The 17,704-nt window shown below is 56.5% G+C and carries 18 protein-coding genes; 13 read left to right on the forward strand and 5 right to left on the reverse strand.

The window, feature by feature from the left end; genetic code table 11:
• Position 1 precedes the first annotated feature (1 nt).
• Genes ACP7BN_RS15290 through ACP7BN_RS15315 form a run of 6 tightly spaced genes read left to right on the forward strand, consistent with a single transcriptional unit; the run spans position 2 to position 5,498 of the window.
• Positions 2-1,660: a phage tail protein gene (locus ACP7BN_RS15290; protein WP_426205089.1), complete on the forward strand. Its 1,659-nt coding sequence runs from the start codon at positions 2-4 to the stop codon at positions 1,658-1,660.
• 8 nt (positions 1,661-1,668) lie between these two features.
• Entirely contained in the window at positions 1,669-2,376 is a 708-nt protein-coding gene (locus tag ACP7BN_RS15295) for a hypothetical protein (protein WP_426205090.1), read from the forward strand.
• Positions 2,373-3,296: a hypothetical protein gene (locus tag ACP7BN_RS15300; RefSeq protein ID WP_426205091.1), complete on the forward strand. Its 924-nt coding sequence runs from the start codon at positions 2,373-2,375 to the stop codon at positions 3,294-3,296. The genes ACP7BN_RS15295 and ACP7BN_RS15300 overlap by 4 nt, the downstream gene beginning before the upstream one ends.
• The gene (locus tag ACP7BN_RS15305; RefSeq protein ID WP_426205092.1) at positions 3,293-3,853 is read left to right on the forward strand and encodes a DNA-binding protein; all 561 of its coding nucleotides are present in this window, start codon (positions 3,293-3,295) and stop codon (positions 3,851-3,853) included. Before ACP7BN_RS15300 ends, ACP7BN_RS15305 begins: the two co-directional genes overlap by 4 nt.
• Positions 3,850-4,554, forward strand: coding sequence for a hypothetical protein (locus tag ACP7BN_RS15310; protein WP_426205093.1), 705 nt, complete (start codon positions 3,850-3,852; stop codon positions 4,552-4,554). The genes ACP7BN_RS15305 and ACP7BN_RS15310 overlap by 4 nt, the downstream gene beginning before the upstream one ends.
• A complete protein-coding gene (locus ACP7BN_RS15315; protein ID WP_426205094.1) occupies positions 4,527-5,498 on the forward strand; it encodes a hypothetical protein in 972 nt (323 codons plus the stop codon). Before ACP7BN_RS15310 ends, ACP7BN_RS15315 begins: the two co-directional genes overlap by 28 nt.
• A 106-nt stretch (positions 5,499-5,604) precedes the next feature.
• Here ACP7BN_RS15315 and ACP7BN_RS15320 read toward each other — a convergent pair whose 3' ends face one another.
• Positions 5,605-6,285: a hypothetical protein gene (locus tag ACP7BN_RS15320; protein WP_426205095.1), complete on the reverse strand. Its 681-nt coding sequence runs from the start codon at positions 6,283-6,285 to the stop codon at positions 5,605-5,607.
• Position 6,286: 1 nt separating this feature from the next.
• A complete protein-coding gene (locus tag ACP7BN_RS15325) occupies positions 6,287-7,531 on the reverse strand; it encodes an AAA family ATPase (protein WP_426205096.1) in 1,245 nt (414 codons plus the stop codon).
• 1,454 nt (positions 7,532-8,985) lie between these two features.
• Here ACP7BN_RS15325 and ACP7BN_RS15330 point away from each other — a divergent pair.
• The 3 genes from ACP7BN_RS15330 to ACP7BN_RS15340 all read left to right on the forward strand — a co-directional run bounded on the left by ACP7BN_RS15330 (position 8,986) and on the right by ACP7BN_RS15340 (position 9,887).
• Positions 8,986-9,141 (forward strand): type II toxin-antitoxin system HicA family toxin, encoded by a 156-nt coding sequence (locus tag ACP7BN_RS15330; protein WP_426205097.1) that lies wholly within the window; start codon positions 8,986-8,988, stop codon positions 9,139-9,141.
• On the forward strand, positions 9,138-9,470 hold the full coding sequence (locus ACP7BN_RS15335; protein ID WP_426205098.1) for a type II toxin-antitoxin system HicB family antitoxin: 333 nt from the start codon (positions 9,138-9,140) through the stop codon (positions 9,468-9,470). The genes ACP7BN_RS15330 and ACP7BN_RS15335 overlap by 4 nt, the downstream gene beginning before the upstream one ends.
• 96 nt (positions 9,471-9,566) lie before the next feature.
• Entirely contained in the window at positions 9,567-9,887 is a 321-nt protein-coding gene (locus tag ACP7BN_RS15340; RefSeq protein ID WP_420650446.1) for a YbjQ family protein, read from the forward strand.
• Positions 9,888-9,894: 7 nt separating this feature from the next.
• Here the strand turns inward: ACP7BN_RS15340 and ACP7BN_RS15345 are convergent, their stop codons facing one another.
• Positions 9,895-10,257, reverse strand: coding sequence for a YceK/YidQ family lipoprotein (locus tag ACP7BN_RS15345; RefSeq protein WP_426205099.1), 363 nt, complete (start codon positions 10,255-10,257; stop codon positions 9,895-9,897).
• A 237-nt stretch (positions 10,258-10,494) separates the two neighbouring features.
• Here ACP7BN_RS15345 and ACP7BN_RS15350 point away from each other — a divergent pair, with 237 nt between their 5' ends.
• The 4 genes from ACP7BN_RS15350 (at position 10,495) to ACP7BN_RS15365 (ending at position 12,260) form a co-directional block, all read left to right on the forward strand.
• Entirely contained in the window at positions 10,495-10,683 is a 189-nt protein-coding gene (locus ACP7BN_RS15350; protein WP_426205100.1) for a hypothetical protein, read from the forward strand.
• Positions 10,684-11,008: 325 nt separating this feature from the next.
• The gene (locus tag ACP7BN_RS15355) at positions 11,009-11,380 is read left to right on the forward strand and encodes a glycine zipper domain-containing protein (RefSeq protein WP_420650449.1); all 372 of its coding nucleotides are present in this window, start codon (positions 11,009-11,011) and stop codon (positions 11,378-11,380) included.
• A gap of 133 nt (positions 11,381-11,513) precedes the next feature.
• Positions 11,514-11,942: a glycine zipper domain-containing protein gene (locus ACP7BN_RS15360; RefSeq protein WP_420651505.1), complete on the forward strand. Its 429-nt coding sequence runs from the start codon at positions 11,514-11,516 to the stop codon at positions 11,940-11,942.
• A 126-nt stretch (positions 11,943-12,068) separates the two neighbouring features.
• Entirely contained in the window at positions 12,069-12,260 is a 192-nt protein-coding gene (locus ACP7BN_RS15365; RefSeq protein WP_420650451.1) for a hypothetical protein, read from the forward strand.
• Positions 12,261-12,393: 133 nt separating this feature from the next.
• Here the strand turns inward: ACP7BN_RS15365 and ACP7BN_RS15370 are convergent, their stop codons facing one another.
• Complete coding sequence (locus ACP7BN_RS15370) at positions 12,394-12,819, reverse strand: DUF6896 domain-containing protein (RefSeq protein WP_426205101.1); 426 nt, start codon at positions 12,817-12,819, stop codon at positions 12,394-12,396.
• On the reverse strand, positions 12,816-17,594 hold the full coding sequence (locus ACP7BN_RS15375) for an RHS repeat-associated core domain-containing protein (RefSeq protein WP_426205102.1): 4,779 nt from the start codon (positions 17,592-17,594) through the stop codon (positions 12,816-12,818). The genes ACP7BN_RS15370 and ACP7BN_RS15375 overlap by 4 nt, the downstream gene beginning before the upstream one ends.
• Positions 17,595-17,704 lie beyond the last annotated feature (110 nt).

The raw sequence follows: 17,704 nt of genomic DNA on the forward strand, positions 1-17,704 counted from the left end.
CGTGAGCGCCAGTATCACCTTGGCCGGCGAAAGCCAGATTGCCCTGAAACATAGTCAGAAAAAGCCGCTGATCATCAGCAAATTCATCTTTGCCAACGTGCCCGGTTTGAATACCGAAGCGCCAGTGGATCGCGCTGCCGGCAAGCCGCCGGCGGGGCAGATCGTCCAGGTCTACGACATCCCCGAGGAAAATCGAGGATTCGTGAATCCCAACCAAGTGGTGTACAGCGCTCAACTAGGTTCGGACATTGGCGACTGGGATTTCAATTACGTCGCGCTCGAGGACGCCGACGGGATTTTGTTCGCCGTGTCTTACGTGCCGCTGCAACAGAAGCGCAAGAACATCCCGCCCCTGCAAATCGGCAACAACGTCACCCGCAACTTTCTGGTGGCCTTTGACGGTGCCATGCAGCTGACCGGTGTGAAGATCGACGCCAGCACCTGGCAACACGACTTCACGGTGCGACTGGCGGGCATTGATGAGCGCCACCGCCTAAGCACGCGCAAGCTGTACGGGCGGGCGTGCTTTTTCGCTGGCTCGTTGATGTTCGAAAAGATTGGCAGCGCGTTCCAGATCCGCTCTGGCCTAGCGTTCATCGAGGGTATCCGAATAGATCTACCTCAACCGTTCGTCGTCACTGGTGTCATTCCTTACGGTCGGATCTGGCTTGACGTGTGCCTTGAGCGCCAACTGAATGATCGGGTAGCCAAATGGAAAGTGGTTTACGGCGAACAAGCCGACTACACCGACTCTGCTGGTGGCCGGCATTACTGCGTGGCGATTGCTGATTACCAATCTTCTATCAACATCATCGACCTGCGGCCCGACGAACCAGCAGATGGCCCACTGATTCAATATTTTGCGGCCCGAAACGGCGACTACCCACTGTTGCGCGCCCGGGCCACGACCAAAGAAGACGTAGATCTGGGCAATCTGCCCAACGCCATAAGTGATGATCCGAACACCAACAGCAGCGATATCCTCGCCACTACAGCTGCGTTGAACAGACTGCAAAAGCAAGTCGGCGATTCGATGACCGGCATGGTGGCGACGTTCAGCATGAATAGCCCACCAGCGGGTTGGTTGGCGTGCAACGGCGCGGCGGTTTCCCGCACCGCGTTTGCTGGTTTGTTTGCGCGGATCGCAACGCTCTACGGCGCCGGTGACGGAGCGACCACCTTTAACCTGCCTGACATGCGTGGCTTGTTCCCAAGAGGCTGGGACGATGGGCGCGGGCTTGACCCTGGCCGAGCATTCGGCAGCTATCAGGACATGATGATCCATTCCCACGCGCACACGGCCTCGGCCGCAGCCGTCGGTGACCACGCTCACACTGCGTGGACGGATGCCCAAGGCAATCACGTCCACCGGGCTTGGACTGATGCTCAAGGCGCACACAACCACTCGGCCCCGAGCGCACCCGGTATTGGGCAAGGCGCCGGAGGTATCAACTCTGTTCAACAAGCCGGGGGGGCGCACGAAACCTCATGGGCTGGCCAGCATGCCCACAACATCGGGATGGATGGGGCCGGTAACCACGCCCACAACGTCGGTATCGGCGCCGGCGGCGCGCACACCCACGGCGTGTCCGTAGCTGCTGCTGGCGGAATCGAAACCCGGCCGAGGAACTTGGCCCTTTTCTACTGCATCAAATATTGAGATCGAGCATGACTGAAAAACTCGTTTATCAGACCAATCACCTGGGCATCCTCGTGGGTGCGGTAAAGGCCGACGAATCGCCACTGGAGCCAGGCGTTTACATGATCCCAGGCGGCTGCGTAGAAACCGCGCCGCCGGTGATCCCGGAACACAAAGCCGCCTGGTGGAATGGCGTCGCGTGGCAACTGGTGGACTTCTTCGGCGGCGTGGTGGTGTACAGCACCGACACCGGCGAGCCGCGAACACTTGAAGGTTTCGAACCAGTACCGGCGGGTTACACCATGACAAAGCCCGGGCCAAACCAGATCTGGAAGAACGGCAAATGGGTTGACGACATCGATGCGGTGTTGGCCGCGCTCCAAGACAAAAAACTGCAACTGATCAGTGCCGACTGCGCGGCATATATCGCCGGCGGATTCAGTTCCAGCGCCTTGGGCGAGGTGTACCGCTACAGCAGCGCGATCGAAGACCAGGTGAACTTGAACGGGCAGGTGCTGCTGGGCATGGACGATGCTTACCCGTGTTACGACGCCGGCCAGGTGCTGGCGTTCCGGCCGCACACGATCGCCCAGTTGCAGAAAGTCAGCCATGACCTGGTGCGTTTCCGCCAGGCTGCGCAACAGCACGCCGAGACGCTGCGTAAGGCTGTGGCCAAAGCCGTGAAAGACAAAAACCTAAAGGCACTCAAAGCCATCATCTGGACGCCGCCGGCATGACCTGGGCACCGGTGACGATACGCTGGCCAGCGCAAGCGACGCAGTGGATGGATGGCCTCAATGCCGCCAAGAACCTTGCCGGCGGTGAGCTGGCCAGCACCGCGCAGCGCCTGGCTGGTTTGGATGGTTTGGCCAGCACCAGCCCGGGGCCGGTCGGTGATGCGGCGAAAAGCGCGATCGCGGCCGGGCGGGCGGCGCTTGCCGAGCAGTTGGGCGAGGTGCCGGCGTGCCTGGTCGTGACACCGTTTCAAAGCGGGATCGGCCAGGGCAAGGGCTATCAGCGCTTCCTGTCGGCTCCGAACGTGCTGGAACACCTCGCGAAAAAGCTTGAGGACGTTACCGACACCGGGCGCCCGGCCGGGCCGCAATACGCACTGTCGATTTTGTTCCTGGGCACGCGTCTGGACCAGTTGGCCAGCGGTCTGTCGCGCTTCAACGCATTGCTGCCGATCGGTGACCTGGTGCGTGCCGAGCGCCGTGCTCAGCACCTGGTCAAGCTTGAAAGTGAAAAGTGGGAGATCCCCGGCGCCGGCACGCTGCCGCGCTGGCAGGCGCTGCCCTTGGAGCGCTGCACCGTGGTCAAGGCTGCCAAGCAATCCATGGCCGGCCAGTTGGCCGTGCTGGAGGGCTACGCGGCTGACAGTTCGCCGCTGGGTGATCTGGCGGCGCTGGCCGCCCGCAAGAGCGCCCAGCAGCAGGGACGGGATCAGCAACTGGCCGACCTCAAGGATCTGCTGGCCGGGGGAAATCCTGACATCAGCATGCGCGCCCGTCTAATTGGCCCGGGCACGGCGAGCGAGCTTCGCCGTGACCTGCTGAGCGGCGACGCCCCGGGGCATGAGTGGGTGCAGTGTGCTGGCCTGTTGTTGGTCGGGAGCAAGCAAGGGCTGAGTTTTGTACAGGAGCTGGTGGGCCTATGACGCTGTTGCTCGATGGGCAGAAAGTCCAGGGGAAGAACCTCAAGGTCACGGCCAACCTGCGCATAGAAAGCGGGGATATGTCGGGGCAGACCAGCAACACCGACACGGCGCACAAGGGCTTCAAGCCTAAGACGCTGACCGTCTCGCTGATGATTCCCTTTGTTGATCGGGTGCAACTGACCGACCTGATGCGCCTGGCCGAATCCACCGCCGGCGGTGGCCAGATGCACCTTTACCGGATCGTCAACGACACGGCCGAGGCCTTCGGCGTGCGCCAGGTGGAGTTCTCGGACGGTATCAGCGCCCGGGAGGCGGACAACCTGAAAGCCTGGCTTGTGCAGTTCACGCTGAGCGAGCGCGAATCGAACCCGGAAAAGGTCGAAGGCCGACGTGCCGGCAACAAGGTCAACGCCCAAGGCGCCCCGGGCAGCGCGGTTGGTGGGGGCGGTGCCGGCACCGGCGGCGCCGATCCATCGAGCGACAACCCGGAGCTGAGCGGTTTTGAAAAGGTGCTGGGCCGGGTGGACAAGTGGCTGGGCGGGAGTGAGCCGAAGTGAAACTTCACAAGGTGTTGACCATCAACGGCGCGCCGATCGAGCTAATCAAGGAGGACGTCCGACTGGACGCCACCAGCCCCGGCCGGGCGAACTTTACGGTGCAGTCCGCCGTGACGCTGAAAGGTCTGGTGACGCTGGATATCGGCTACAACGAAGGCACGCTGCAGCGACACTTTATCGGCTACGTCGAACGTTGCACCGCCGCCAACGCGGTCGAGCAAGTGTTGTTCTGCAGGGAGCTTGCCGCCGTGCTGGCCAACCCGCTGCCGATGAACCTGCGTCACGTTGATCTGCGCGCCGTGCTGGCCGAGATCAGCGAGCAGACCGGCCTGCGCTTCCGCGTTCCGGATCGGCCTTACGCCGGGGTGAAGACGCCGTATTTCTACAACCTCGCCGCCGGTTACCAGGCCATGGACAGTCTGGCCCGCGTGTTCGGCATTCCCGACTTCACCTGGCACCAGCTGGGCAATGGCGAAGTGTTCGCCGGCAGTTGGGCCGACAGCTTCTTTGGCGTCCGGGCGCCGCTGCAAATCCCCACGGAGCTGTTCGACGGCTACCAAGGCAACCAGAGCGCAATGGTCGCGGCCCTTCCCGGGTTGCGACCAGGTGCAACGATCAACACCGGCGAGCGCGTCACCAGCGTGGCGCTCGCCAATGACCAGATGGCCATCCGATGGAAGACGCAATTCGCCGCGCAGTAGAGCGCCAGTTTCCCGAACTCACCGGTGGTTACCACCTACCGCGCTTCGCCCAGGTTACCGCCGTGGCCGATGCGCCGGCGGACGCCGGCATCTGTGACGACTTCCGTCCGCGCTACGCCGTGGACATTGTTGTTCTCGGCCCTGACGACGCGCCGGATCCGGCCATGCCGCCGCTCACTGGCGTTCCTCTGCCGCTGCCCACCGGTGGCGAGGAAATGGGCATCTACGCCTTTCCGGAGGAGGGCACGAGGGTGGTGGTGTGCTTCGCCTACGGGATGCCGAACAAGCCCTATATTCAATCGATCTTGCCCCACGGCCTGACCATGCCCAAGGTGCCGAAAGGTGATCAGGTGTGGCAGCACAGCTGCACCGCCCAGCAGCGCGTTGACGCCGAGGGCAATTGGCTGCGCCAGACCGATGGCAAGATCCGGGATCATGCGATCGAGCGCGAGGTTGAAGCCCTAGAGAACCGCGAGCAGTTCCAGAGCCACACGCAGACGATCGATGACCATTCGACCGAGTCCGTGGGGGGCGTAAAAACGATCGAGGCGCTGGGCGCGCTCAAGCTAATGTCGGGCGGATCGGCGAGCCTGGCGGCAGTTGACGATCTGCATCAGGCTACAGGCCGAGATCTGAATCTGGTCGTGGGGCAGAAGCACAACGTCACGGTGGGTGGCGATATGCACGAGAGGATCGAGGGCTTGCGTGAGAGTGTTGTGAAAATAAGTCAAACAATGCTAGCGCCAAAGACATGGATTGGATCTTCTGATTTAAACTTGTTGCGGGTTTTGAGTGAATTGATAACTTTAGTAGAGGAGATGAATGGTAGTTTAGCTGTGCATGTTCACTCGGTAGGGGCGCCGCCAAATAACGCTCCTTCGTTCTCAATTAATGCTAGGGAGGCTAGGATAATTAATTCTAAAATTAAATCTATTATGCTTTAATCAAGTATGGCTGATAAGTTCTAAATTTTATTTTGATCTTTGAGGCGAAGTTGATATTGATCTGGCTATATTGAAATTCCGTTAGTTATTTGACTGGTGGGGCGGGTTAATTGTTAAGGTGAGCGGTTTTTGAAGTTAGAGAATCTATAAAAATCTCTAGTGTGCGGCTGAAAGCCTTGGCGTCGTTGATATCTCGACTTTTATTAAAGCAGTTGCTCAGTGAGTTGTAGCACTGAAAGGTTTTTTCATGTCGTATATCGGATTTTGCAAGGGTTTTTTTTAGATGGGTCTCGCAAGATTTTAATTTGGACTTGTCACGTTTAAGTCCGGTATAAAACGGTATAAGCCAGCACTCGGTAGAATGAACTGCTATGGCAAATATGACTCTGTGGCCAAATTTTTCTAAAAAATCTTCAGTTAATTTTGAGCCGATAAATTTTTCCACGTCGCTTGCCAGTTGCTCTGCGGAAAGTTCGATGCCGTCTTTGAAGTACGGAACATTAAAGTTTTCGTGCGCGCAGCAGTCTGTATCAATTTGAATTACTAGAAATTCGTTGTATTCCAATGCTTCTGTTAATTTTTCATTGTTTGAGCAGAACTCCAATACTTTTTCCCAGCCGCCAAAACTGTCTCTCGCCTGCCGTGCGACGTCTGTGGCATCCCGGAGTGGCTGCAAAACATTAATATCAGCCTCTTCACCTAAGGTACTTTCGATCACCGTGAAAATAATGCGCTCGATTACTACCTGATCTGTAATTCCCTCTGTGACTAATGCAAAACTTGGCATATCAAAATCCTTTTGGAAGTCCACCAATCACGCCGCGCATAAACATTTCAGACAGTTTTAGATCTTGACCTTTAGGTTTTGTGATTCTCTTAATGCGGGTGTGTCCATGAGGATTTCGGCTAATTACGAAAAGACGCTGTTCATCATCCTCAAGGTTTAGTCCGTCTAAGATAGCAGGGTTGTGTGTGGTAAGTAGTGCCTGCTTGTCGTGAGACGCAGCGAGAGTGCTTAGTTCCTGTATCAATTTTGAGCAAAGTTTTGGATTTAGGGATGCGTCGATGTTGTCGATTGCAAATATTTTGGGCGTGAGATCTGTTGAAAAGAGTGCAAAGTAGAAAAGCAGAAACATAAATCCTTCGTTGGCGCTTCTATGATCTAACTTTGCTTTTCCAACTTTCAAATATCTGTCGGTAATGTCTAGCACTGCTGTTGAGTTTGAGGTTTTATCACTAACTGAGAAATGTTCGAACCATCCGAGAACTTTTAGGCAGTTGTTTATTTCTAAAATTTTAGCGTGGTCGTTGTCTTCGGATATAACAAGCAATAGCTTAATTAGCCCTTCGCCATTTATCCCAAGTGGTTCCAGCTGACCTTCTTTTTCAAGAAGCCTTAATGCTGTGTTTTCAGGTGAGTATATAACAAAGTTGTTCAGCTCCTCTAGGTGAGCGTCATATTCGGACTTGAAATTGTTGATGAGTGTGCCGATGAGTGTGGATGTTGGAACTTGTATTTTCGTGTTTTTCCTTTTTCCAGTTGGTGCTAGTAAATTGTTAACTTCCTCACTAGTGAGGAAATCCATGAGTTCAGATACGGAGTCTTTCAGCTTTTCCAAGTTGGCTTTATCTTCTGATAAGAATTCGCCTATACGGCTTTTGTAGTAGTCACCAGAAGTTGTGTTGTTTCTTAAAATTTCATGCGTCCAGTTTGAATAATGTTTGTTGTCATTTTGGAGAGTGAAGCTCGATGTGTTGCCGTTGTCTTCATTTATGTTTATTAAGATCGGGTCAGCATCAGAGAATCCTGTGAATTGTGGCCGCATTAGTGGAGCGGAGGTTACCCTGATTCCGCGAGACATTAGAAATTCGTTATCAAGTTTAGAGGCGTTAGCTGCACCCGCCAGCGCAATCGCTTCTAAAAAATTGCTCTTTCCAGCACCGTTTTCACCAATGAAAACGTTGATTCGGCCAAGTTCAACTTGGACTTTGTCGATCGATTTGAAATTCTGAATTTCGATCGTTCTTATCACGAAAATTCCTCTACCTTAGAGTCAAATATAGGAGTTTATGTGGCAGGGGCTCAGGTAGCAAGGCTCGCCTGACGTCGAAGGTGATCTTCGCTTTTCGTACTATCCGATACAGGCCAAAAAATCGCTAAGGTAGAAAAAAATTAATCCAAAAAGCACTTATCCCCCTCCCGCCGACGGGCTTTGCGTCCCTTTTTTGTGCAAAGGTCAGAGCGGTGCAACCACCGGCTCTGCCCAGGCCTACTGCGGGTGCTGTGGGCGTTGTAGCGATTGCACGTAGTGCAAGGTTTTGAAAAAAAGTGCAGAGGCGTCGCACAGCATTAAAGAGCGTCGGCGAGTTGGCCAAAGGATTGAGACGCCCGGCGTGTAGGGGCTACGGCCTGGAAAACTTACTGCACAGGAGGTTTTTGTTTTCGGAACTGTTCGCACCAGCTGCGAATCCGGCACCGCCAAGTCCGCTTGCAAAACGGCTGTAAGGCCCAGCCTGCTTAGCTCGCCGGTGGTTTTCCGGTATTGCACAGCGTCACCAAGAATTTCCTAGCTATCAGTACCAATTTGCATGATGTGAAAAACGTCGAAAAGGGACGTCGCCTTGACCGTTTTTCAGACGTGGGCTGGGGAAAAGGTAATTTTGGTAAGCGAGGTATAGAAATGGGCTACAGCCCTTGTGTGGCATGGCCTTCAGTCATTACCTCAAGAGGTAATTTTAGGTAAGAGTTAGGGTAATAATTTCTGAAGTACCCCATTTTACTGGGTTTGAGGGCTATCAGGGATTACTCATAGGAAAGGTAATTTTCTAACCTCATACTTACCAAGTTATTACCTCTGCGGAATTCTCTCAATGGCCCGATTTTCAAGGCTTCCAGAGGTGGCCTCATGCTGCATTACCAAAATTACCTTTTTCCCATGGGTCAACATGAAACGTCGAAATGGCCTTCGCGACCCTGTTTGGCAACCTGGTGCGCAAAACCCATGGGACTGGCATGGGACTGAGTTTCAAAATCTCGCTCCTCTGCAGCCCTTATAAACCGGGGGGGTATGCTCCGAAAACCGCAAACGGGTAGTTTCGAATCTCTCCTTCACCGCCATATTCTGCAAACACAAACCCCTGATTTTCCTAGAGAAAGTCGGGGGTTTGTGGTTTTTGGTGTCTGGAAAAGGGCGATATGGGCCTAGTAGGTAGTGTTGTATACCTAAGCAAACCCGTCCGTATCCAGAGCGAAGTCAGCGTCTTCGCTAAGCATTGAAGCTTGGTGCGGCAAGTGTGAAGCCTGAGAAGCGAATGTCTAAAAGCCATGCCTGCTGCACAGCAGCAATAAGCGTACTTCCTTACACGACTCACGGATTCCCCTGACAGCATCGCCCCGACTCCTCCCGATATCTTGTAGCCGTGCCATACGGACGGTGAACTTTGTTCTACAAAAAAATCGCTTTCCCGAATCAGGTAGCGGTGTTCTTTGTATTGGACGCTCGAGGGCAACGGGTCCCGAGCGCGTTTTGAATTGAACGGAGTGGTGGCGACCTTTAATCGGCCTCACCCAGACAAAGAAGCGAAGCCCTACCAAGTGCGTGACGCTCGGGCTTTCCTTGAGCAAGCAGGAGTCATCCCGTGAACGTAATGAATTACAACGGCTATGCCGCGCGAATCGAATACAGCGATGAAGACGGCCTTTTCGTCGGCCACATCGCAGGTATCAAAGATATCGTTGGGTTTCACGGCGAGTCAGTTGCTGAGCTGCGAAAAGCCTTCCAGGAGGCCGTTACGGATTACCTCGAAACCTGCGCCAAGCTCGGGCGCTCTCCTCAAAAACCCTATTCGGGCAATCTCAGCCTGCGCTTGGCGCCGGCGCTCCACGCGACAGTTGCTGTGAAGGCGCAGTTGGCGCAAAAAAGCATTAATCAATGGGTGGCTGATGTACTTGATCGAGAGGTGCATGAATAATCGCCAGTTCGCGGACCGCTGCCGTTGAACCGCGTAGCTCTTCAAACAAGTGGCTTACTATCGCCAACTTTTCATCTGCACAAGGATTGCCGTTCAATGATCACCACCACAACCCACACTATCGAAGGCCGACAGATCACCGCTTACCTCGACATCGTCAGTGCCGAATCGGTGCAGGGCGTCAACGTGATTCGTGACACGTTCGCCGGGATGCGTGATTTTTTCGGTGGGCGTTCGCAGACGTTGGAGCGTGCGCTTAAAGAAGCGCGTATTCAGGCTACGGATGAAATCAAGGAGCGTGCGCAGGCGTTGAACGCGGACGCGGTCGTCGGACTGGAGTTCGAGATCAGCATGCCGGCGGGCAAGGGCGGGATGGTGGTGGTGTTCGCTACCGGTACCGCAGTGAAGTTACGCTGATGCGCCCTCACCGAGCAGAGGTTTGCGATTGGTAGATTTCGATATTTCCATGTTTAAGTTGCTTGTAGGCTGTGTAGGGCAGGACCAGGGTGTCGGTCAGGCCGGAGAGCATGATGTCGAGCACAACCAGGCTCGCCGTCGGGGTGCCTTTCCAGCTTTTTTGCGGCAACTCCGGCGCATGCATGATGCAGAAGTCGTAACCCACTCCGCTGTATATCCGCGAAATCGAGTCACAGTACGTTTGGCGTTTTTTTAGATCGTTGCCTGCCACCGAGTCGTCCTGCAGCACGCTGCTGACCGTGCCGCAGCCTGTTAGCGCGACTGTCATGAGTATCAAGCCAATACTTTTCGGGGTGATTGCCGTTGTCATGTTCGCGTTCCTTCGCGGGTGATGGTGTGTCACGCGGAAGTAAGGCTAGCTGAAAGAGGCCGTTGTTCCAGCGAACGGGCTGGTCGGCTTGTTTTTACCTAGGCCATTCGTCGGTCGCCAAGCAATCTGAACCACAGGTCCAGGAATGACCGACTAGTCTCAAAATTCTTGAAGGTTGATATTTTTCCAGGCAAATCGGCTTGCCGGTATCGATCCGATCTTATGAAGGAGCGAAAAATGACTAATCCGTACATCGAACACGACGCGGCTGAGTTTTCCGTTAACAACTGCGTGCACTGTGGTCAGACCGAATACCATGCCGGGTTTGGCGAGGATCCAGCGCAGAATGACAAGATCAAATCGGTAGTACCCAAGGCGCAGAAAGCCAAGTTTTTGCCCAGAGTGTCGGCGCGATCCAGAAAATGAATCATCGGCGCCAAACCCCGTCATCGCACGGGGTTTTTTGTATCTAGCGTCGGGGCGTAGAAATTTCCTACAGATCGGTACACCTCGTTCGATTGTTTTCACAAACTTTTCACAGCCGTCGATCTAAGGTGAAGCCATCCGTTAGAAAGCAAGTCTCCAGCCCGTCTCCCCAGCGGGCTTTTTTTTGTCCGCGATAAAACCTTTTGCATAATCGCTGTCCAATTGGCGCCTGGTGCGCAGTGGTGTTGGACTTTGTCTGGACTTTACCGCCGTAACGGCATTCAATCCCCGCCCTTTGCTCATCCCTATTGTTGAGGTTTTCGTCATGCGTTTAACATTGCCTGCTCTGGTTCTTGGCCTTCTGGTCGCTCAAGGCGCGATGGCTGCCGGCGACGGCACGGCTGCGGTTGGCGGTGGTCTGGGCGGCGCGCTGGGTAACGTGCTCGGCCAGAAAATGGGTGGCAGCACGGGTGGCGCGATTGGTGCCGGTGTAGCAGGCGCGGCCGGCAGCGCAATGGCGGCGCGCAAAGGCAGCCGGACGAAAGCGGCTATTGGCGGCGGTGTCGGCGCGGCGGGCGGTTCGGTGATTGGTAACAGCCTCGGCGGCCGTACCGGCGCGACCATTGGTGCAGGTCTGGGTGGTGCAGCCGGTGGCGCGGTCGGTAGCAATTTGTCGAAAGGCCACAAGCGTCACTAAGCGAAATCACGTACGAAAATGTTCGGCTTGATGTCTTTTTTTCATCGCTGAACGTTTGTCGAGTAAACAGCTCTAATGGCACATAGCCCACTGCGTGGGCATACCGTCCCGGTTCGGGAACTGTGAGGTTCAAATGCGTTTGACACTATCTGCACTGTTTTTCGGATTGTTTGTGGCTCAAGGCGCCATGGCCGCTGGCGATGGCACGGCCGCTGTCGGAGGCGGGCTAGGCGGTGCACTTGGCAACGTGATTGGCGGACAACTCGGCGGCAGCACAGGCGCAGCGGTTGGCGCAGGTGTCGGCGGCGCGGCGGGTAGCGCAGTTGGCGCCCGCAAAGGCAGCCGCACTGAAGCGGCGATTGGTGGCGGTTTGGGTTCGGCGGGTGGATCGGTGATTGGTAACAGCATTGGCGGCTCGACCGGCTCGACTATCGGTGCAGGTCTTGGTGGCGCAGCGGGTGGCGCTGTGGGCAGTAACCTCGGTAACGATGACGGCAAATCCCACTCTGGCAGCGGCCATAAGCACAAGCACAAGAACAAACACAAGAATCGGCATGACTGATTAATTGTCGAATCTCTGGAAACCCGGCGTGATGCCGGGTTTTTTGCATCTGCGATTCGCAAATCGGAACGTTTGGCCGCGGGGACTTTCGAACTTTATACATTCCCGAACAATGCGAGGCATGCCATGAACGCAGAGACTGAAGGCAAGGAAGAGAAGGGCCCGAGCGGAGTGCCGTTTATCAATGATCCGGAGAAGCGCGAGTTGAATGATCCGGGGAATGAAGATCCGGGGTCGCTGATGGATGATGCGACGGTGCCGTTGAATGATTCTGATGAGGCGGATATGGAGTATGACGAGGATGAGGATGAGCAGTGATTGGTGAGTGTTCGCGTTGAGTAGGGCACATGCATCATCGTCGAGTTTTAAGGGCCTGTGGGACAGGCCCTTTTGATAAGCGACGCAACTAGAGAAAAACTGTCGATTTTGTGCTTGAGAGTACGTAGTTCGTCTATTTAATTTTCGGGCGGACTAATATGTAAAGATTGTCTTCGGCCGACATTTTTTCTATTTTTTGTGCAGATACGTACTCCCAAAATTCTTTTTCAAGTGTTTTTTTATCGCAGTATTTTTTATAAACCATAGGCCGGTCATCGGCGTACATATACAGACGCCAAATGTCAAACCCGTCAGTGCGGCTGTTCGAACCATAGTCGAAATCCACGGATTCCGTTGGGAAGTGTATAGCGCACCCGACCCCATGCAATTCGTAGTGAGCCTCATCGGTTATAATTCCGCATCTTTGTATTAGGTTGCTTCGCCATAGTCTGAGAATATTCCGAGTTCCAAATTTCGCCTCTAATAGCTTCGTACCACGATCTACTTTAGACAGAAAGTCGGTGATCAAATCTTCAAGATTTTTTTCTGGTCTGCTCATCTTCTTCTGTGATGCTCCAGTCTGTCATTGCCGACATTATTTGCGGACTCTAGTACTTCTTCAAGGTTGTTTAGAGTACCGAAATGTTCTCTTATGTTGGTTATCAACTTTATGGTGACGTTCGTTGTCGTTTTTCTAGCAGCCGCTGCGCGGTGATGACCGTCAAGAATGTAGAACTCGTTATCGTGTTCCACTACGTCTATTGGATATTCATTGTCGTATCCAGTATTTCGCATTTCTTGGATTATGTTCTCGACTCGCTTTGTCGAGGTTTTTCCCGATATTGCATGTGTTCGCTTTAAAGTCTTAGGGTCGACGCCATGATTAATAGTAGGTAATTCTGGCGCGCCCTTATCAACTTTTACGTTGGCTACATCACCCGGAACCGCACAACCCGGCTTGTTCGGCGGCGGACAGTTGGAACTCAACCCCAACGGATCCACCCACCCCGTCGGATTCGGCACGTACTGGTACTGATTCAGCCCACCCGCCAACTTCACCGGATCTGGCGTCAGGTACCGCCCAACATCCGGATCGTAATACCGATGCCGGTTGTAATGCAGGCCACTTTCTTCATCGAAGTACTGCCCCTGAAAACGCAGCGGCTGGTCGAGGTAGTCTTCGCCGGCCAGTTCCACCGAGGTGGTTTTGCCGTACGCGGCGTACTGCGCCGACCAGGCGATGTCGCCGCTGTAGTCGGTGAGTTCCTGCGGCGTGCCCAGGTGGTCGAGTTGGTAGTAGAACGGGCAGGCGCGTTTTGGGCCTTTGCCGTCGAGCATCGCGAGCGGGCGGAAGGTGCCGGGTTCGTAGATGAAGCTGCGGTGTTGGGTTTTGCTGCTTTCGGCGACGAGGTGGTCGCCTTGCCAGAAGAATTCGGTGGTCTGGCCGTCGACGGTTTTGCTGATGCGCCGGCCGAAGGCGTCGTAGCGGTAGCTGGCGGTTGTTCCGTCGGGGCCGATCAGGCCGATCAGGCGGTGCTGGCTGTCGTAGCGGTATTCGGTGATCAGTTGTTGCGCGAGGCCGCGGCGTTCGCGGATCAGGTTGCCGAAGGCGTCGTAGTCGTAGTGGCGGTCGCCCTGGGCCAGCAGGCGGTTGCCCTTGACGCTGCTCGGTCCCGGACGATCCTGCATCAGCAGGTTGCCGGCCGGGTCGTGAGCGTAGCTTTCCGGCAGATGGTCGCGGGTGTGGCACACCCGGATCAGCCGGTCGAGGGCGTCGTACTGGTAGTTGCGCTGGCCGTGGCGGGTGTCGGCGATCTGCTCCAGATTGCCGTTGGCGCTGTAGGCATAATCGCGGCGATACACCGAACTGCGCTGATGGCCTACGGCGTGCGCCTGTAAACGACCTTGTTCGTCGTAGGTATATTCGCTGAGCAGCAGGCCTTGCTGGCGTTGTTGCTCACGACCGGACTGGTAGACGTGACGGGTCAGCTGCGCGCCGTTGAGGTTGATCGCGGTGAGTGCGCCACCCTTGGCGTACAGGTAGTCGAGTTTGCTGTTGTCCGGCAGGCGCAGGCGTTTGAGCTGGCCGCAGGCGTCGTAGGCGTAACGCAGGGTGCCCCAGCCCTGGTGTTCGGTGATCAGCCGGTCCTGAGTGTCGTAGGCAAATTCCAGCGGGTGCCGCTGGCCATCGTCGACGCCGCTGAGTCGGCCGAGGCGGTCGTAGCGGTATTCCACACGCTCGCCATCGGGCAGGGTCTTGACCAGCAGACGTCCAGCCGCATCACGCTCGTAAGCGGTGACCAGCGTCGAACCGTCATCGCCAAACTCGGTTTTCTCCAGCAGATGCCCGTTGCGGTCGTAGCCGTAAGCGGTGCGCCTGCCGTCGAAACCGGTTTCCTGTCGGATCAATCCCGTCGGCGTGTAGTCCAGAAGATACTTTTCACCGGACTCGTTCTCGATCTGTGTGAGCAGCAGCTGCGCATGGTCGTAGCGATACTGCACCTGCGTGCCGTCCGGATTGATCCGGCGGCTGACCAGGTGCAGATCGTCGTCGTACTCGTAGCGGGTGATGCGACCCAGTTCATCGCGCTCGGCGGTGATCTGGTTGTAGGGGCTGTAGCTGTAGGCGCGGCTGGCACCGGTCGGAGCGATCGTCTGCAGCAGTCGGCCGACGGCGTCCCAAGTCTGCAGAGTAAGCGCGCCGTGTTCGTCGCGGGTGGTAATCCGCCGCCCCAAAGCGTCGTAGGAAAACTGGCGTACGCCGCCATCGGGCAGGGTTTCCTCGACCAACTGCCCTAGGTCGTTCCACACCAGCACATGGCGGCTGGTGTCCGGATAACGGATCGACAGCAACCGACCTTGCGGGTCGTAGTGGTAATGCGTGACATGCCCGTCAGGATCGACCAACTCGGTCACATCACCCTGCGCATTACGCCGGTAGGTCCACACCGCCTCCCCGCGCGAACGGGTGTGCAGGAAACCGTTGCGATACTCGTAGGACGTGGGCGCATCTTCCGGTGGAATCAGCGCAATCAGGCGTCCGGCATCGTCATAGCGATACTCGGTGACCGCCCCCAACGCATCCTGCTCGGCAATCAACCGCCCCGCATCGTCGTAAGCCTTGAGCTGCTCACCACCATCCGCCGCGACCTTGCGCACCAGCCGCGCACGGTCGTCATGGACGTACGTTTCCTCGGTGCCATCGACGTACTGCACCGCGACACTGCCGGCGTCATCCCAGACATAGCGCGTGTCCATCTGCGAAAACGACGCCCAGTGCCGCACGCAGCGCGCCGCTTTGCCGGACCGTTCCCACGCCCAGAAGAAACTCGCCCCACCGCTGAGTTGCCGCTGGAGGATGACGTGCTGATCGTCGTAGTCGTAACGCTCGCTGTCGCCGACCGCGTTGGTCGCCTCGATCAGCCGCTGACGGGCGTCGTAGCGGTAGCTGACGAGGGTCTGCTGACTGCGCCAGACCGCCTCGCGCAACACCTGATAATCCACCGCCACCAGGTGCGTGCGCTCATAGCGCAGAAACAGGCAACGCCCCGCACCGTTATCCAGCCGCTGAATACGATCCTGACGATCGCGCGACACCAGCAAGCGGTTGTCGTAGGCATCACTGATCGCCGTCAGCCGCCCAGCGCGAAAGTGATAAAAGCGCGCTGTTTCCCCGGCCAGTGCGAGGATCAGTTCCTCCGGCTCATCCCCGAGAAATATCGCCGCGCGCGACAGGCTGTTGTGAATCGCCGGGCGCGCAACACTCGGCAGCGGAAAGCGCGTGCGCCGGTTCTCGTGATCGACCCAGACAACCGCGTCACCGTCGATCTCCAGCCGATGCGCCAGCGAATGGCTCCAGCCAAAGCCCAGGCCGACGTCGATCTCGGCGGCGCTGTTGCGATACAACCGAGTGAACTCGAACGGCAGCAATCCATCGAGGGAACCGTCGGTCAGCGTCAACAATTCCTCGCCAGTGACCATCGATACCGGGCAGCCGTTGGTGCAGGTCAGCGGCGCACAATCCGCGCTGTCACCGTTGGGGTTTTTCGCCTGATCCGACGCCTCATCCCGAGGCTCGTGCCGCTCCAGCCGCGTCATGTCTTGTGACTTGTTGCGCGAGATCGCCGCCGGGTTGGGCACCGTCAAAACCGGCGCCTCGCCCTGACGAATCTCCAGCGGCACGGTCGGCGTCGGCTTCAACGGTGCCTGCCGCGCATTGACCGCCAGCGGCCTCAGCGCATTCGCATGCCGGGTCAGATCGGGCTCGGAGGTCAGCTCAGCCAAACGCAATGCCGCCGCCGACAACCACTCCCGCGCACGCGGCGATTTGATCTTGGAGAGGACCTTGGCGCTCAACAGCAGCTTCACGCCCATGCCGCGCCCAACGCACATCAGCAGAAAGCCAATCAGCAACTCGGCGCGAACTTCCGCTACCACCTCGGCCAGATACTGCGGCGGCAGCATCTTCAACCAACTGGTAAACGCCGCCAGATGAATAAACAGCAGCGGCTCGTCACTGAGCATCAACAACCCGTTGGCGATGGCCTCGGCCGAGGCGCTCAACAGGGCGTCCAGTTCAAGCGCCGATAAATACGCCAGGAGTTTTTCGCTGTTGGCCTGCAAGTCCGCAAGCAGCGCAAACACTTGCTTCACGTCGTCCCAGACGCCGTTTAACGCGCTCTCAAAACCGCGCCAGTCAGCCTGTTGCAACAAGCCATAACGCTCACTGAACCCGCCACTGGAAAACTCCTTCCACTGCGGCTCAAACCCTGCCCATTCCCCACGCAGCCAGACCTCAAGTCCATCGATGAGACCTTGATAAGACGCGTACAGCGTTTTGACATGCTCGGAGGAAACATCAGGAAAGAAGGTGATGCGATAACGCTGGCCCCGATTGCAGTCGGACACCTCGAGAATGCCGCTGGGGCCGATGGTGTGATGCAGCGGTTCGCCGTAGCTGAGGACGCCATCAACCTCGGCAACCACCGGTTCCAGCATCACCGGCGTATTACCAATCGGCACAAACCGCGCCGCATCGAACATGTGCACCAGGGTCAACGGACCTTGGGCAGGGCACATGAACACCGACGGACTGACGGCCTTGCGCGACTTGATCGGCGCAGTCAGCGACACATCGTTGCCGACCTTGAACACCTGCTCGACATCCAGCGCCGTTCCAGTCCAGAACTGCTCGGCCCAGGCGTCGTAGTTGTTCAAACACAGGCGAAATTCGCCGAACAGCGCTTCGGCGTCGGGCTGCTCGGGATTCAGCGCCGCGACCACCAGCAAACCAATGGTGTTATTGAGTTTCAGCAGAGGATCGGGTGGAAGCATTCGCAGTCGCTCGCGCAATTCGATGGAAGGCGCGCAACTGTGCGGGGGATCAAACGGGAAAGAAGTCAGCCAAGTAGGCGGTGGCTGTAGGGTATTTCGCTAATTGCCTG

Origin of the sequence: Pseudomonas sp. TWP3-1, from assembly GCF_049896625.1 — a bacterium.
Lineage (GTDB): Bacteria > Pseudomonadota > Gammaproteobacteria > Pseudomonadales > Pseudomonadaceae > Aquipseudomonas.

Coding starts and splice junctions, on each gene's coding strand:
- ACP7BN_RS15295 (WP_426205090.1), top strand. CDS start 1,669: ATGACTGAAAAACTCGTTTATCAGACCAATCACCTGGGCATCCTCGTG.
- ACP7BN_RS15360 (WP_420651505.1), top strand. CDS start 11,514: ATGCGTTTGACACTATCTGCACTGTTTTTCGGATTGTTTGTGGCTCAA.
- ACP7BN_RS15300 (WP_426205091.1), top strand. CDS start 2,373: ATGACCTGGGCACCGGTGACGATACGCTGGCCAGCGCAAGCGACGCAG.
- ACP7BN_RS15350 (WP_426205100.1), top strand. CDS start 10,495: ATGACTAATCCGTACATCGAACACGACGCGGCTGAGTTTTCCGTTAAC.
- ACP7BN_RS15315 (WP_426205094.1), top strand. CDS start 4,527: ATGGAAGACGCAATTCGCCGCGCAGTAGAGCGCCAGTTTCCCGAACTC.
- ACP7BN_RS15355 (WP_420650449.1), top strand. CDS start 11,009: ATGCGTTTAACATTGCCTGCTCTGGTTCTTGGCCTTCTGGTCGCTCAA.
- ACP7BN_RS15365 (WP_420650451.1), top strand. CDS start 12,069: ATGAACGCAGAGACTGAAGGCAAGGAAGAGAAGGGCCCGAGCGGAGTG.
- ACP7BN_RS15340 (WP_420650446.1), top strand. CDS start 9,567: ATGATCACCACCACAACCCACACTATCGAAGGCCGACAGATCACCGCT.
- ACP7BN_RS15345 (WP_426205099.1), bottom strand. CDS start 10,257: ATGACAACGGCAATCACCCCGAAAAGTATTGGCTTGATACTCATGACA.
- ACP7BN_RS15320 (WP_426205095.1), bottom strand. CDS start 6,285: ATGCCAAGTTTTGCATTAGTCACAGAGGGAATTACAGATCAGGTAGTA.
- ACP7BN_RS15375 (WP_426205102.1), bottom strand. CDS start 17,594: ATGCTTCCACCCGATCCTCTGCTGAAACTCAATAACACCATTGGTTTG.
- ACP7BN_RS15305 (WP_426205092.1), top strand. CDS start 3,293: ATGACGCTGTTGCTCGATGGGCAGAAAGTCCAGGGGAAGAACCTCAAG.
- ACP7BN_RS15370 (WP_426205101.1), bottom strand. CDS start 12,819: ATGAGCAGACCAGAAAAAAATCTTGAAGATTTGATCACCGACTTTCTG.